This is a genomic window from Williamsia sp. Y844 (assembly GCF_056786475.1).
On record NZ_JBXCJB010000001.1, the window covers coordinates 1,281,972 to 1,297,153 of the forward strand.

A 15,182-nucleotide genomic window follows, 5' to 3' on the forward strand; every position below is an offset into this window, starting at 1 on the left:
TTCAGAGTTGCTGGGGCTCAGACGTCTCTGGCAATTTCACAGAACGTCTTGTACGTGGCCTTGAGCGTTTCGGCGGCCACCGCCGAGTCGGCAATCCCGCCGGTCCGTCCGCATCGCCAGGTGTCGAGCGAGATGTGCATGAGCGACATGAACACCGACACGATGACCCGAACCCGCGGATTGTCGGTGTCGGTGTCCATTCGCTGAGCAACCGTGTCGGTGATGCTGCGGAACTTCTTGTCACCGAGTTCGATACTTCGCGCATTCACCGAGGGCGCGTCCTGGATGATCCGGTTCATCGTCTCGAATCGGGTGAGGTCTACGGCGCCGACCGGACACTGCCCACCGAGGATCTGCACCTGCGCGTCGACCAACGCCTTGATCTCATTCCCCGTTCGGGGCTGGGCGTCCAGCGAGGCGGCCATCGCCACGATCATGTCTTCGATCGGCGCGAGCACCACATCTTCTTTGGTGGCGAAATAGCGGTTGAAGGTGCGCGGCGAGATGTCGGCCGCATCCGAGATCTGATCAACAGTGGTCGCCTCGAAGCCCTGCTGGTCGCATAGTTCAAGCGCCGCAGCGATCAGTCGATCGCGCGTCTGCAGCTTCTTCCGTTCCCGAAGACCGGCCTTGACCTGGCCCGTTCGGGGTTCCGCGAGTGTCACGTCCACATGATAACCCCGCACAGGGGGATTTTCGCAGACCCTGCCGTTTGACCATGTCCGAATATTGTCTCTTGACGACTTCTGTCTGACTCTGCCATTATTGGCTCTGCGTTGCTTTTCATTGCCGATTCGTCAGCCCTCTAGATTTGAGGATCTCGTGGCTTCATCCGACACCGCCATCTCCCAAAAATTGTCCGACCCCCCAACAACCCCGACCGCCGACCCGCGCCGCTGGTTGGCATTGGTGATCATCGCACTGGCCCAGCTCATGGTGGTGCTCGACGCCAGCATCGTCACCATCGCATTGCCTTACGCCCAAGCAGATTTGGACATTTCGGACGCCAATCGTCAGTGGGCCCTCACGGCCTACACCCTGATGTTCGGTGGACTGCTCCTCCTCGGTGGCCGGATGGCCGACTACCTGGGCCGTCGCCGAATGTTCCTGATCGGCCTCGCCGGATTCGCCGCATCGTCGGCCATGGCCGGATTTGCCTGGGACGCGATGTCCTTCTTCGCCGGACGCGCCCTCCAAGGCGTGTTCGCAGCCATCCTTGCACCGGCAGCCCTGTCACTGATCACCGTCACATTCATCGAACAGAAGGAACGTGCACGCGCCTTCGCCGTGTACGCAGCCGTTTCCGGAGGTGGAGCAGCAATCGGCCTCATCGCCGGCGGTGCGCTCACCGAGTACTTCTCGTGGCGCTGGACCCTGCTGATCAACACGCCGATCGCCATCATCGCCGCCATCGGCGGGGTGCTGGTAGTGATCCGCGACCGGCCATCCAAACGCACCGGCGGATATGACCTGCCCGGCGCTGTCACCGTGACCCTCGGCCTGATCAGTCTGGTGTACGGATTCACCAAGGCCGCCGAATCCGGGTGGGGCGCGACATCAACCATCCTGCTGTTTGTCGCCGCCGCCGTATTGCTGGCCGCATTCGTGACGATCGAGGTCCGTACCCCCAATCCACTGCTGCCACTGCGCATTCCCGGTGAGATCAGCCGGGGCGGCGCCTATCTGGTCGCCTTCATCACCCCAACGGCCATGTTCGCCATGTTCCTGTTCCTCAGCTACTACTTCCAGAACACCCTTGGCCACCCCCCGTTGTGGGCCGGGGTCCTGTTCCTGCCGTTCCCGATCACCGTCATCATCTCAGCCGGCTTCACCAGCTCACTGCTGCCCCGATTCGGACCCCGTCCGCTGCTGATGTCCGGCACGGCACTCGGCGCAACAGGTTTTCTCCTTCTGGCACAGTTGGATTCGAACTCGAGCTGGGTGGCGCACGTATTGCCCAGCGAGATCCTCATCGCGTTCGGCATGGGCCTGGTGTTCGTCTCGTCGCAATCGACGGCACTACATCGGATCAAGGAAGCTGATTCCGGCGTGGCCAGCGCACTGCTGAACACCTCCCAGCAGGTGGGTGGATCAGTCGGTGTCGCACTTTTGAGCACGATTGTGGCGCAAGCCTTCTCCGGACACAGCGGTTCGGCCATGACTCAGGATCCGGCAACCGGAGCACCGGTCCCGGTCGATCCGGCTGCCTTCACGGAAGCCAATATCTACAGCTACGACGTGGCGTTCTACTGGGGCGCCGGATTCATGGTCCTGGCGTTCCTGGTCTCGACATTCATGATCCGAATGGGTCGTCACTCACTGGGTGATGAACCGCAGAACGCGGCGGTCGTCGCAGCCTGAGAACCTTTTTCCTGCCGAGAACCGGGTCGCAGCCTTCGGGCGCGGCCCGGTTTTCTCTCTTCTCGGCTGTGCGCACCCGGTAAGTTCAGTCCTTGACCCTCACACAGTGTCAGGTTGCAACGTGGAGACCGCCATGAACACCATCGGAGATTTTGCCAAGCTCGGCCGGGTATCGGTCCGAATGTTGCGGCACTACGACTCGATCGGGCTACTCACACCGTCACGTACCGACCCACACAGTGGTTACCGGTTCTACGAGGTGAACCAGCTCGAGCGGCTCAACCGCATTGTTGCACTGAAGGATCTGGGTCTGCGCCTCGACGAGGTGCGCCAGATCGTCGACAACGAGCTCACCGGTTCCGACCTGCGCGCGATGTTCCGGCTGCGCCAGGTGGAACTCGAGTCGCAGATCCGCCACGACCAGCATCGCCTCGCCCGGGTGGACGCCAGACTCCGACTCATCGAAGGAGAAGAAGGCATGTCTGAATCCATCATCACCACCAAAACCGTTGCACCGACCAAGAATGTGGGACTGCGCGCGTTGGCCGCCAGCACCACCAACGAGGACATCGGACCGACCATCCGACAGCTGTATCCGCGCATCGGCGAAGCACTTCATGCCGCGCGCGAGACCCCCGTGGGCCCCAGCGTGGCGTACTACTCCCCCGCCCCCGAGGAATCCGAGGACGCGGTGTGGATCCACGCCACCTTCCCCGTCCTGTCCGGATCGGTTCCAGGTCTCGACGCCTTCGAGATCCCGGGCGGCGAGGTCGCGTCCCTGATCCATCACGGAGCGATGGATTCGATCGACTCGGCGTACCAGACCCTCAACCGCTGGGTCACCGATCAGGGATTCACCCTGACCGGGCAGGGCCGGGAAATCTATCTCGAAATGGCTGACAAGGAATCCGATTGGGTCACCGAAGTCCAGGTCGACTTCGTCCGCTGATCCGCACGCAGCCTGGGATTTCGAGCCCGACCAGCCTCATTCCCGCTGGTCGGGCCCGGGTTCGGTTTCTTCGTCTGACTCATGCGGCCGGGACGGTGGTGACACCCCACATTCGCGCTTTCGTTGCTCCAGTTGCTCGTGACGGCGGGATCGCATCAACTCCCGCGCCTCGGCGAGGGCCTCGTCAGGGTGATGGGCGCGATTGACCAGTGGTTTGCGTTCCGGATCGATGAATACCGGCGGAATCCACGCACACCGACCCGCATCCGGCCCTTCGGTGAGCATCACCGTCTGCCATTGATTGACCCCCGGACCGATCAGCTTGTGATGCTGCGGACATGCCGGCGCCTCGTTGACGATGTCCGTGAACCCGCCGAGCACCCATTCCCGAATGTGATGCGCTTCGGCCCACAGCGCCGGATTCGAACATCCTGGCGTCGAGCAACCGCGATGAGCAGCAAACATCGCCAGCCGCTGCGACTCGCTCGCCAACCGACGCGCCCGCCCGAAGTACAGGATCTCGTTCGAGTGATTCTCGAAGATCGCCAACGATTTATCGCTGCGCACAGCGAGCTTCACTGCATCACCGATGGGCAGGATTGTTCCGGTTGCCGTGTACGCCACACCTGATCCGTACGGCTGCACCGGATTCCGACTTCCACATGGCACCATCTCGCCCGGTACCTCGACCTCGACCTCGACCTCGACAATGTCATCGTCGTAGTCGTAGTCGGCGCTGTCGATGACCACGCCTGCACCGGGTGAAGGTCGCACCGATTCGTCGAGCTGATCTTTCGTCATCGAGATGATCACCTGCACCGGCAAACCACGGTGCGAATCGCCCAGTTGCCCGGACTCGATCAAATACAACAACGCGGCCTTCAACGCATCATGATTGCGCTGCGCCTGACTACGAATGTCGTTGTCAGCAGAGGCCTGCAGGATGTCTTTGTCCAAGGCGGGGTCATCTACCGCACCCGACGGGGACAGCGGGTCACCAGGATTGTTCATCCCTTTCGCGGCCCAGACCGTCAACATCACGTCGAGCAACGCGCGCGTCACCGGGTCCAGATGACCCGTGATCTTCGACATCAAGTTCGTAGACTGCTTACCCAGGCTCAGACCGCGATGGCGGGCGCGGTCCGCGTCGTCGGTCAACGTGCCGTCGGGATCGAGATACTCGACAATCCGCTCACCGATCCGCTCCACTTCTGTCGGGGTGTACCGCTGGCACAACTGGGCCATCGCGGCCTCGGTGTTCTCCCGCTTTTCCGCATCGACCTTTGCGGGGATCTTGGCCATCACGTCCATGACGATCGCGGCATGATCGAGATCGATCGCACCGTCCCTCAACGCCGCCGCTGTCTCCGGATACCGCGGTTCGATGACCTCGCCACTGGGCGTCACCGATGCTGTCAGAGCGTCCATTGCCTCCAGCCGTTTACGGGCCGCCCCGGGCCGCAGCCGAAACAGGTTTTTGAGCATCGCCACCGGTGAGCCGAAGCCTGCCTTCGAAAATGCCCGTCGCACAGTCACTTCCCGCAATACCGGCAAACCAGCGGCCTGCAACCGTCGCGTCGAGGTTTCGATGCGCTGAAGCACCCGCACGCAGTCCTCATCAGAGATCGGCATCAAATCCATTGTGGCGATGCGCTCAACAGCAGCATCGAGCTCGAGCAGCGCAGCATTTGTGGGCATGTCGATAGCGAACTGATCTGACACCCCGGACCCCCCAGCCCCTGTGAACGAATACGAACAGCCGTAGTGATTTCTCGGAATCCCACGTATTTCGGAAGCGCTTGAACACCAGTGTAGCCCAAAATCACCACTGGTTCAAACATATGTTCGAATAGACCTCGACAGTCTCACTCTTCGTGCCCGCCAAAAGCAAGAACCCCTGCACCGATGTGGGTGCAGGGGTTCTTGTTCAATTGGTCAGCCAGGTCAGCCAACGACCAACGTCTCGCCGTCGTCGCTGGTGGTCACCGGGACGACGTCGCCGTCGGTGATCTTGCCGGCCAGCAAAGCCCGGGCAAGCTGATCGCCGATGGCCTGCTGCACCAACCGGCGCAGCGGACGAGCACCGTAAAGCGGATCGAATCCGCGTGTGGCGAGCCACTTCTTGGCGTCCTCGGAAACCTCCAGTTGCAGCCGGCGTTGCGCCAGACGCTTGCCCAGCTGTCCGAGCTGGATGTCGACGATCGACACCAACTGTTCGGCCGTCAGCGCGTCGAACACCACGACGTCGTCGAGTCGGTTGATGAACTCGGGCTTGAAAGCCGACCGGACCGCCGCCATCACCTGGTCCTTGTCGCCACCTGCTCCCAGGTTGGACGTCAGGATCAAGATGGTGTTGCGGAAGTCGACCGTGCGGCCTTGACCGTCGGTCAACCGGCCTTCGTCGAGCACCTGCAGCAGGATGTCGAATACGTCCGGATGCGCCTTCTCGACCTCGTCGAACAGCACCACCGTATAAGGGCGACGCCGAACGGCTTCGGTCAACTGACCACCGGCCTCGTAGCCGACATAGCCGGGAGGAGCACCCACCAGCCTTGCCACGCTGTGCTTTTCGCCGTACTCGCTCATGTCGATGCGAACCATGGCGTGTTCGTCGTCGAACAAGAACTCGGCAAGAGCCTTGGCCAACTCGGTCTTACCGACACCGGTCGGTCCGAGGAACAGGAACGAGCCCAGTGGCCGGTTCGGGTCGGCGACACCGGCCCGAGCGCGACGAACCGCGTCGGACACAGCCTCGACGGCCAGCTTCTGGCCGATGACCCGGGAACCGAGTTCGTCTTCCATCCGAAGCAGTTTCTCGGTTTCACCCTCGAGCATGCGGCCGGCCGGAATACCGGTCCAGGCAGCGACCACCTCTGCCACATCGTCGGGTCCGACCTCTTCCTGCAACATCACGTCGCCGGTCGGATCTGCACCCGACTTCTCAACGGCGGCAGCAAGTTCCTTCTCCAAGGTCGGGATTGTGCCGTATCGCAGTTCAGCTGCCCGGCCGAGATCGCCATCGCGTTCGGCCCGCTCCGATTCACCGCGAAGTGTTTCGAGGCGTTCTTTGAGGTCACGCACCGAGTCGATGGCGTTCTTCTCACCCTGCCAGCGGGCGGAGAGCTCGTTGAGCTTCTCCCGCTGGTCGGCGAGCTCTTGACGGAGCTTGTCAAGACGAATCTTCGACGCGGCGTCGGTTTCCTTCTGCAGCGCGACCTCTTCGACTTCGAGCCGACGAACGATACGTTCGACCTCATCGATTTCGACTGGGCGCGAATCGATTTCCATACGGAGTCGAGATGCCGCCTCGTCGACAAGGTCGATGGCCTTGTCCGGCAGGAACCGCGACGTGATGTAGCGATCACTCAGCGTCGCGGCGGCCACCAGTGCGGAGTCCGTGATCCGGACGCCGTGGTGCACCTCGTACCGCTCCTTGAGTCCACGCAGGATGCCGATGGCATCTTCGACCGACGGTTCGCCGACGTAGACCTGCTGGAAACGGCGTTCGAGGGCCGCATCCTTCTCGATGTACTGACGGTATTCGCTGAGCGTGGTGGCACCCACCAGTCGCAGCTCACCGCGGGCGAGCATCGGCTTGATCATGTTGCCTGCGTCCATCGCGGAATCGCCGGTGGCACCGGCACCCACGATGGTGTGCAGCTCGTCGATGAACGTGATGACCTGTCCGGCAGAGCCTTTGATCTCTTCCAGAACGGCCTTCAGGCGCTCTTCGAACTCGCCGCGATACTTGGCTCCGGCGACCATCGAGCCCATGTCCAGGGACACAACGGTTTTACCGCGCAAACTCTCCGGGACGTCACCGGCGATGATGCGCTGGGCGAGCCCTTCGACGATCGCGGTCTTACCCACACCGGGTTCACCGATGAGGACCGGGTTGTTCTTGGTCCGGCGGCTGAGCACCTGGACCACGCGGCGAATCTCGGTGTCGCGGCCGATGACCGGATCGAGCTTGCCTTCACGCGCGGCGGCGGTCAGGTCGGTGGAGTACTTCTCCAAGGCCTGATAGGTGTTCTCCGGGTCGGCGGAGGTCACGCGAGCGCTGCCGCGGACTGCGACAAACGCATCCTGGAGAGCCTGGGCGGTCGCGCCGGCGCCGGACAGAAGTTTGGCGACGTCAGAGTCACCCTTGGCCAGGCCGACAACCAGGTGTTCGGTCGAGACGTACTCGTCGTCGAGTTCACCGGCGAGCTGTTGAGCTGCCGAAATAGCCGCGATGCTCTCGCGGCTGAGCTGCGGGGTCGAGCTGGCGCCGGAGGCCTTGGGCATCCGGTCGACGAGCTGTTGTGCCGCGGTGCGAATCTGAGCAGGATCAACGCCCACCGCCTTGAGTAGGGGCGCAGCGATCCCGTCGGACTGATCGAGAAGGCCCACAAGCACGTGAGCAGGCCGGACATCGGGGTTTCCGGACGCGGCTGCATCCTGGATCGCGGCCGACAACGCGGCCTGTGTCTTGGTGGTGGGGTTGAAGCTGTCCACGAGTCACCTTCCTTCGAACATCGATACAAATACACTACGAGCGCCATTGCACCCGTTCATGACCTGTAACACACAGAGAGTTGAGTCTGTTCCACTCAACTGTACATTTCTTCGGAATGTCAGTTCGACGCGGGACCGGCGCTGCGGTCGCGGGCCGATGCCCGCTCCCCACCTCACCGAATCGTGTACACCAGGCCCAACCCGTCGCGGGCCAATTCGGTCATGAAGGTCTGGGCCCGACGCAGGAACTCATTGACATAGCCCGCATCCGACCATGGAAACTCCTCCTTGATCACTGCGTCATCGACGGGGTCGAAGAGCACGATGTCCCGTGCAACCTCGTCCACCACCTCCGGCGGCAACACATGCACGAAACCGATGTGCCCACCGTGCGGACGCACCGGCGTCACATTGCCTTTCACCAGTTCCAGCGAGATGCGCGGACGCAGGAATCCGTCCTGCACCGTGAACACATGCTGGAGTTCACGCCACGCCTTGTCCAGATACAGCATCCGCGGCCGGTCAGCCTCCGATCCCCAGGCGTCCATCAGCGGATCATCGGAGAGGTATGGATAGGGATCGTGGCGCGCAGCGACGACGTCGTCGGGTTGAAGCGGATATGCATAGTATCGAATGCCCATGTCCCCGAGGCTGTCACGGCCGAGGAGCGCGAACACCGACTCAGCGGCCACCTGTGCATAACCAAAACCGTTATCCACAGCCACGCAGTGCAGAGCGATCCACCGATTCCGGGAGGAGACCTTCAACTGCGGCCACAGAATTGCGAGGTGGTTGAAGTGCCATGATCACAAGCCGCTTTGCTCATCACCGACCGTGACGGTCCAGTGTCCATAACCCGACCGTCAGCGCGATCTGACCGGCGAGTGTGTTCGGATCCATCCCGATGAGAGCATGGATGCGGGAAAGTCGATGGCGGACCGTGTTCGGGTGCAAAAACAGTTCCTCCGCGGTGCGCTTGAGGGATACGTCGTTGTCCAGGAATGTCCGCAGAGTCAGGATGTGCTGGGTTCCGCGACTCTCGTCGGCATCGAGTAGTGGGTAAATCAGCTGGTCCACAAAGGGTTTGAGGCGAATGCTCGACTGCTGCTCGAGAAGGCTGTCCAGTCGCGCCAAATTATCTGGCCCGACAGACGCGCCTCGCCGGACCGCGAGATCCAGGGCCGCACGGGCCTGAGAGATCGCCAAACCCAGGTCAGGGAGTGCCACTTCGCCTGAATATCCACACGGCAGACCGACGGCTGATGCCACGGCCTCGAGATTGTCCGAACGGGCGGTGACCATCAACCCCACCCCGGGCGATTCACCCACGATCCCCTCAGGGGCCTGCATCTCGAGGACGGCGCCTGCGCCGCCAGGCCAGGCAGACACGACATAGGTCGACTCCGCCGGAAAATTGACTTCCAGTACCTGGACGAATGCCGCCGGATTGAGGAGCCGGTCCTCGACGAGCAGTAGAAGCTGCCCAACACGCTCTCGCGCCAGTGCCGCCTCCACGTCGCGGCCACGCAACGCCGCCTGCACAAACATCGTCAGCTGGTTCAACGACCTCGGGTCGGGAGCGCGACCGTCGCCGGACCAGATGAGCTCGCCCACATCAGCTGAGCCGGCGCGTACGTCATGGTCAGGCGACGCCGGGCCGGAACCGGCAGTCCAGGTTTGCTCACCGAACCGCAATTCCAGTTTCCCGCCGAGCACCGCCGCCGCCTGCTCGAGAAGGTGCGGCAGCGAATCGCGCGCGCGCAGCGAAGCGAGCATCCGGGTGATCAACTGCTCGGTGGTGTGCAGCAGATCCACCTCGGACTTGAGCTGCCACTGGGTGAGAAACTCCCCGATCATGCTGAACGGCGCACCCGCAGGCGCCAGGATCAATGGCAGATCAAGCCTGTTGCAGGCGGCGACCAACGCATCGGGAGCAGTCGTGTGTACGTCGCCGATCCCGAAACACACTCCGGCCGCGTGCGCCGAGACCACGTCGACAAATCGCGTGAACTCGTCGTCCGAATCGAGCATCGCGCCCACGGTGCAGACCAGCTCACCCCCGCGGAGATAACCCGAGGGATCGGCGAGCTCGGTGACGTGGACCCATCGAACCATCCGGTCGACGTCCGCCTGTGCGGCCGGGTGCAGCATCAATCGCAACGCTTCTTCACTGAGCAGCCGGCCGATCGTCGGCCCGATGGGGCGCTCGCTGCCGATACCACTTACGTCGCCCATGGACAGGACAGTAACCGCCTCCCGTCGACCCCACACTGCGAGGCGTTGGATGTTTACACAAAGCCGGCAACTCCACATAGTGGGTTACTTGCGAGTTGCTCCCCCCGATTGCGGAGAGGATGACTTCGGGTGAAGGTTTCTCCAACAACAGGCCATCTACAGGAGAACCCGCATGGAAGACACAACCCTTCAGGCATGCGGGGACGAGACCCTCGCCAGGGAGTTCACGCTCTGGTCGTCGTTCGCCTTCGCCTTTGCCTTCATCTCCCCGATCGTTGCTCTGTACGGAATCTTCGGACTGGCAATGACTACCGCGGGCCCGAGCTTCTGGTGGGGATTCCTAATCGTGTTCGGCGGCCAGCTGTTGGTCGCCATCATCTTCGCGATGCTTGTCTCCAAATGGCCGATCGAAGGATCGATCTATCAGTGGTCGCGGCGGCTGATGGGGACAACATATGGCTGGTTTGCCGGCTGGGCCTACATGTGGACGCTTGTCATCGCAATGGCAACAGTTGCTTTGGGTGCCGCCAATTTCATCGCAGGCATCGCCGGGATCCAGGATCCGGGCAGTGGCACACTGGCACTCATCGCACTGGCGATCTTGTTGGCGGGCACCGTGATCAATTTGGCGGGACGCAAAGCACTCAAACTCTTCATGACCGCGAGCATCATCGCCGAGGTGATCGGTTCCGTCGGCCTGGGTGTGTGGTTGCTGTTCTTCCACCGCAACAACGGACTCGAGGTGCTGACCGAGGGTGGCGGCGACGGGTCTGACTTCACCACCTATCTGACCGGTCCCTTCCTGATGGCGGTGGCGTTCATCGGGTGGTCTTTTGTCGGCTTCGACAGTGCCGGAGCGATTGCTGAAGAAGTACACGAACCGCGGAAGAACCTGCCAAAGGCAGTCATCTTCTCGCTGTGCTTCATTGCCATCGTCGTGATGTTCTCCGCGCTGGCAATCATCCTCGCAATCCCCGACATGCAGGCGGTGACAAGTGGTGAGGTGAGCGACCCGGTTTCGGCGACCCTGACCGCGGCCCTGGGCAGCGGCGCCGCCAAACCCGTCGAGCTTCTCTTTGTCATCGGTTTCGTCGCGAGCTTCCTCGCGTTGCAGACGTCGGCGTCGCGCGTCATCTGGGCCTACGCCCGCGACAATGCCCTCCCCTACTCGAATGTGCTTGCACGCGTTGAAGGAAATGCCCGGATTCCGCGGTCCGCGGTCTTCGTCACGACAGTGGTCGGAGCCTCACTGTTCTTGCTTAGCATTGTCGCCGAAGATACCTACACACTGATGGTCAACTTCACCACCGGCGGCTTCTACCTGGCCTTCCTGTTCCCGCTCCTCGGCGTCCTTGTGATGCAGTTGCGCCGCAGGTTCGTCCCGGGGCCGTTCACGTTGGGCCGGTTCGCTTTACCACTGACCGTCTTTGCGACAGTCTGGGTTATATTGCAATTCATCAACATCGCGTGGCCGCGGGTGGCATACCCGGATCGCTACCTGGACTGGTCGGTGTGGATCGGAACCGGCATTCTCGCCGTCGTCGGGGTTGCGGTGCTCGCAACCATTCGTCGACGTATCAGCGAGATCGACGACACGTTCGACTTCGATGACACGTACGAAGACATCGGCGTCGGGAGCCCACAGTGAGCACACCAAAGGCGGGTCCGGTCGCGCTCGTGACCGGTGGTGCCAGTGGCATCGGCCGCGCGGTCGTTGATGAACTGACCCAAAGTGGTTGGGCAGTAGCAAGTCTCGACCGCGACCACGCCCCCGATGCCGCATACAGCACCACCGCAGATGTCTCCGACAGCGCCGCCGTCGCGGACGCGATCGCGGCCATCGAGTCGAACCTGGGACCGATCAGCGCGGTGGTTTCGGCCGCGGGCCACTACGAGATGATTCCGATCACCGACATCGACCGGGAGTCCTGGCACCGCATGCTGCGGGTTCACCTCGGTGGCTTTACCAACGTCACCCGCGCAGTGCTTCCCGGAATGATTGAGAGGGGTGCGGGATCGCTGGTCGCGGTCGTGAGTGAGCTCGCCATCGGCGGCGGCGACGAGGACGCGCACTACGCAGCCGCGAAAGGCGCGCTGATCGGGCTGGTTCGCAGTCTTGCCATCGAGCTGGCCCCGAAGGGAATCCGGGTCAACGCGGTGGCGCCAGGACCGACGGATACCCCGATGCTTGCCGCGGACTCACCGTGGCGAGCCGAGCCGTACCTCCAGACGCTGCCGCTACGCAGACTCACATCGCCACACGAAGTCGCGCTGGCCGCGGCGTTTCTCGTCGAGAGCGGGACCTTCTGCGCCGGGGAGATCCTGAACGTCAATGCAGGAGCAGTGATCTGAAGGTGACATCTTCAACACCGACACCCCGGCTATCCCGGAAATCCTTGCAGGGCAAGGTCGCGCTCGTCACCGGCGCACTGGGCGGCATGGGTCGCGTGCACTGTCGACGACTTGCCGCCGAAGGCGCCCTGGTCGCGGTGTCCGACGTTGCCGACACAGACGAATTACATTCCCTGGCAGCCGAGATCAACGGGATCTCGGCGCCCGGCGACCTGTCCGACCCGGATGCCGTCGCGGCGATGGTGCAGGAGCTTCGCCGACACTGCGACTCCATCGACGTCCTGGTGGCCAATCACGCGTACATGACGATGGCACCGTTTCTCGATCACGATCCCGATGATTGGTGGCGCATCATCGACACCAACCTCGGCGGCACGTTCCATCTCATCCAGGCAGTGGTGCCGCACATGCGCGAGGCCGGCTCCGGCCGCATCGTGATCGTCACCAGCGAGTGGGGGTTGACCGGCTGGCCGGCCGCATCGGCGTACTCGGCATCAAAGGCCGGCCTGGTCGCTTTGACCAAAACCCTTGGCCGCGAACTGGCACCGGAAGGCATCATCGTCAATGCCGTCGCCCCCGGGGTGATCGACACACCGCAGCTCGAAGTCGACGCACGGGAGGCCGGACTGAGTGTGACCGAGATGAAATCCGTGTACGCGCAGTCCATTCCGGCCGGCCGGGTAGGGTCGCCGACTGAAATCGCAGACGTCGTGGCCCTGCTCACCGACTTCTCGATGTCGGCGATGATCGGCCAGGTCGTCAGCGCCAACGGCGGATCCACCCGCAGCAGAGCCTGAGTCGTGCGTACATCTCATACACCCAGAACTTTGGAGACCCCATGACCAACAAGCACACCGTCTTTGACACCGGCACCGTCGGGCAGGTCGATGCAACAGCAGTACCGCGCTACGCGGGGCTGTCCACGTTCGCGCGACTACCGCGTATGGAAGACATGGAGAATTACGACATCGCCGTCGTGGGTGTGCCGTTCGACTCCGGCGTGACCTACCGCCCCGGAGCTCGATTCGGGCCGGGCAGTATCCGTGAAGCCTCCAGACTGCTCAAACCGTTCAATCCCGCACTCGACGCCGAACCGTTCCGCTCCGCACAGGTGGTCGACGCCGGAGACATCGCGGCGAATCCCTTCGACATCGAGACCGCGATCAACGAGACACGTAACGCCCTGTCGCACTTGATCGGTCCTACCGGACGTCCCGTGCTCACCTTGGGCGGAGATCACACGATCGCGTTACCGGCTCTGCAGGCGGTCCACGCGGTGCACGGACCCGTTGCCCTCGTGCACTTCGATGCCCACCTCGACACCTGGGACACCTACTTCGGGGCTTCCTGCACGCATGGCACACCGTTTCGCCGCGCTTCCGAACAGAACCTGATCGTCAAAGGACACTCCGCGCACGTCGGCATCCGTGGTTCGCTGTACGACCGGCAGGACCTGGTCGACGATGCCGAACTCGGCTTCACGATCGTCCATTGCCGGGACATCGAACGCCGAGGTATCGACGACGCCCTCAACCGTGTCCTCGAGCGGGTCGGTGATCATCCCGTCTACGTGTCGGTCGACATCGATGTGCTCGACCCCGCGTTTGCTCCGGGCACCGGCACACCGGAGGCCGGTGGCATGACGAGTCGTGAACTGCTCCACGTGCTGCGCGGCATGAAGGACCTGAACATCGTCGGCGCCGACATCGTCGAGGTTGCACCGGCTTACGATCACGCTGACATCACCGCGGTTGCGGCCTCGCATGTCGCGTATGAATTGCTCTCGATCATGGCGATGCGGGTTTCGCGATGACGCCATCGCATTCGGCCGCGGAGCCCGTTCAGTGGCCTGGTGGCAAGACTTCTGCGGCCGCCTTCACCTTTGACGTCGACGCCGAATCCGCGGTGCTGTGGGGAGACCCCGCAGCCGCGTCGCGCATGAGCGTGATGTCGCATCAGGCCTACGGCCCCCTCGTGGGCGTTCGGCGGCTACTCGATCTACTCGACACACATGCGATTCAATCGACGTTCTTCGTACCCGGTTTCACGGCGCACCGATATCCGGATGTCGTGCGCGACATCGCCGCCGCCGGCCACGAAATCGCCCACCACGGGTACTTGCACGAGCAGCCGACCGCGTTGACCGAAGAGCAAGAGATCGAGGCCATCGATCGCGGACTCGACGCGCTGGCCGAGGTCGTCGGTATCCGGCCCGTCGGGTATCGGGCGCCCATGTGGGACCTGTCATGGCGCACCCCGGAGTTGTTGCACGAGCGAGGATTTCTGTACGACTCGAGCCTGATGGACGCCGATCATCCCTACGAGCTGGCCATCACGCCGACATCAGATCAGTCTCTCGTCGAGATCCCGATCCAGTGGGCCCTCGACGACTGGGAGCAGTACTGCTTCTTGCCCGACCTCTCAGGATCAGGCTTGATCGAGACCCCACGCAAGGCGCGCGAACTCTGGCAGGACGAGTTCGAAGGGCTGCGGGCAGTGGGAGGTTGCTGGGTCCTGACCAATCACCCGTTCCTGTCCGGCCGACCGTCGCGGGCCCATCAACTCGGGAAGCTGATGGCGCACGTGAAGTCGTGCGACGACGTCTGGGTAGCACCACTCCACGAGATCGCCGAGCACGTGCGGACATTGGACCTGACACCGCGCACGATCACCCCGATCAGCACACCCGAAGCCGGCGCCTAGCCAGACCCCTTTGTGGCGCGTTCCAGAATCGCTGTGCTCAAGCGCGGGCTCGTCTGCGCATAGTGTGGGGAAAGGCGATTCTGCC

At 62.7% G+C, this 15,182-nt stretch carries 12 protein-coding genes; 7 read left to right on the forward strand and 5 right to left on the reverse strand.

What is annotated here, in order from left to right; all coding sequences use genetic code 11:
- Positions 1–17: 17 nt before the first annotated feature.
- A complete protein-coding gene (locus AC1TQG_RS05715) occupies positions 18–665 on the reverse strand; it encodes a TetR/AcrR family transcriptional regulator (protein WP_482135962.1) in 648 nt (215 codons plus the stop codon).
- A 157-nt stretch (positions 666–822) separates the two neighbouring features.
- On the opposite strand from AC1TQG_RS05715, the gene AC1TQG_RS05720 reads away from it, so the two are divergent.
- Positions 823–2,361 (forward strand): MFS transporter, encoded by a 1,539-nt coding sequence (locus AC1TQG_RS05720; RefSeq protein ID WP_482135963.1) that lies wholly within the window; start codon positions 823–825, stop codon positions 2,359–2,361.
- A 133-nt stretch (positions 2,362–2,494) separates the two neighbouring features.
- Positions 2,495–3,310 carry a MerR family transcriptional regulator gene (locus AC1TQG_RS05725; protein WP_482135964.1) on the forward strand — a complete coding sequence of 272 codons (816 nt, stop codon included), beginning with the start codon at positions 2,495–2,497 and terminating at the stop codon, positions 3,308–3,310.
- Between the two features lie 36 nt (positions 3,311–3,346).
- Here the strand turns inward: AC1TQG_RS05725 and AC1TQG_RS05730 are convergent, their stop codons facing one another.
- The 4 genes from AC1TQG_RS05730 to AC1TQG_RS05745 all read right to left on the reverse strand — a co-directional run bounded on the left by AC1TQG_RS05730 (position 3,347) and on the right by AC1TQG_RS05745 (position 10,042).
- On the reverse strand, positions 3,347–5,008 hold the full coding sequence (locus tag AC1TQG_RS05730; RefSeq protein WP_482135965.1) for an HNH endonuclease signature motif containing protein: 1,662 nt from the start codon (positions 5,006–5,008) through the stop codon (positions 3,347–3,349).
- A 246-nt stretch (positions 5,009–5,254) separates the two neighbouring features.
- Entirely contained in the window at positions 5,255–7,807 is a 2,553-nt protein-coding gene (gene clpB / locus AC1TQG_RS05735) for an ATP-dependent chaperone ClpB (RefSeq protein ID WP_482135966.1), read from the reverse strand.
- A 173-nt stretch (positions 7,808–7,980) separates the two neighbouring features.
- The gene (locus tag AC1TQG_RS05740; RefSeq protein WP_482135967.1) at positions 7,981–8,448 is read right to left on the reverse strand and encodes a hypothetical protein; all 468 of its coding nucleotides are present in this window, start codon (positions 8,446–8,448) and stop codon (positions 7,981–7,983) included.
- Positions 8,449–8,632: 184 nt separating this feature from the next.
- Positions 8,633–10,042 (reverse strand): PucR family transcriptional regulator, encoded by a 1,410-nt coding sequence (locus AC1TQG_RS05745; RefSeq protein WP_482135968.1) that lies wholly within the window; start codon positions 10,040–10,042, stop codon positions 8,633–8,635.
- A 172-nt stretch (positions 10,043–10,214) separates the two neighbouring features.
- On the opposite strand from AC1TQG_RS05745, the gene AC1TQG_RS05750 reads away from it, so the two are divergent.
- From AC1TQG_RS05750 to AC1TQG_RS05770, 5 genes are read left to right on the forward strand one after another with little or no spacing between them, the layout of a single operon-like run.
- Entirely contained in the window at positions 10,215–11,690 is a 1,476-nt protein-coding gene (locus tag AC1TQG_RS05750) for an APC family permease (RefSeq protein ID WP_482135969.1), read from the forward strand.
- On the forward strand, positions 11,687–12,394 hold the full coding sequence (locus tag AC1TQG_RS05755) for an SDR family NAD(P)-dependent oxidoreductase (RefSeq protein ID WP_482135970.1): 708 nt from the start codon (positions 11,687–11,689) through the stop codon (positions 12,392–12,394). The genes AC1TQG_RS05750 and AC1TQG_RS05755 overlap by 4 nt, the downstream gene beginning before the upstream one ends.
- A gap of 2 nt (positions 12,395–12,396) precedes the next feature.
- Positions 12,397–13,191 (forward strand): SDR family NAD(P)-dependent oxidoreductase, encoded by a 795-nt coding sequence (locus tag AC1TQG_RS05760; RefSeq protein WP_482135971.1) that lies wholly within the window; start codon positions 12,397–12,399, stop codon positions 13,189–13,191.
- Positions 13,192–13,232: 41 nt separating this feature from the next.
- Positions 13,233–14,207 (forward strand): agmatinase, encoded by a 975-nt coding sequence (gene speB, locus AC1TQG_RS05765; protein WP_482135972.1) that lies wholly within the window; start codon positions 13,233–13,235, stop codon positions 14,205–14,207.
- A complete protein-coding gene (locus tag AC1TQG_RS05770) occupies positions 14,204–15,097 on the forward strand; it encodes a polysaccharide deacetylase family protein (protein WP_482135973.1) in 894 nt (297 codons plus the stop codon). Before speB ends, AC1TQG_RS05770 begins: the two co-directional genes overlap by 4 nt.
- Positions 15,098–15,182 lie beyond the last annotated feature (85 nt).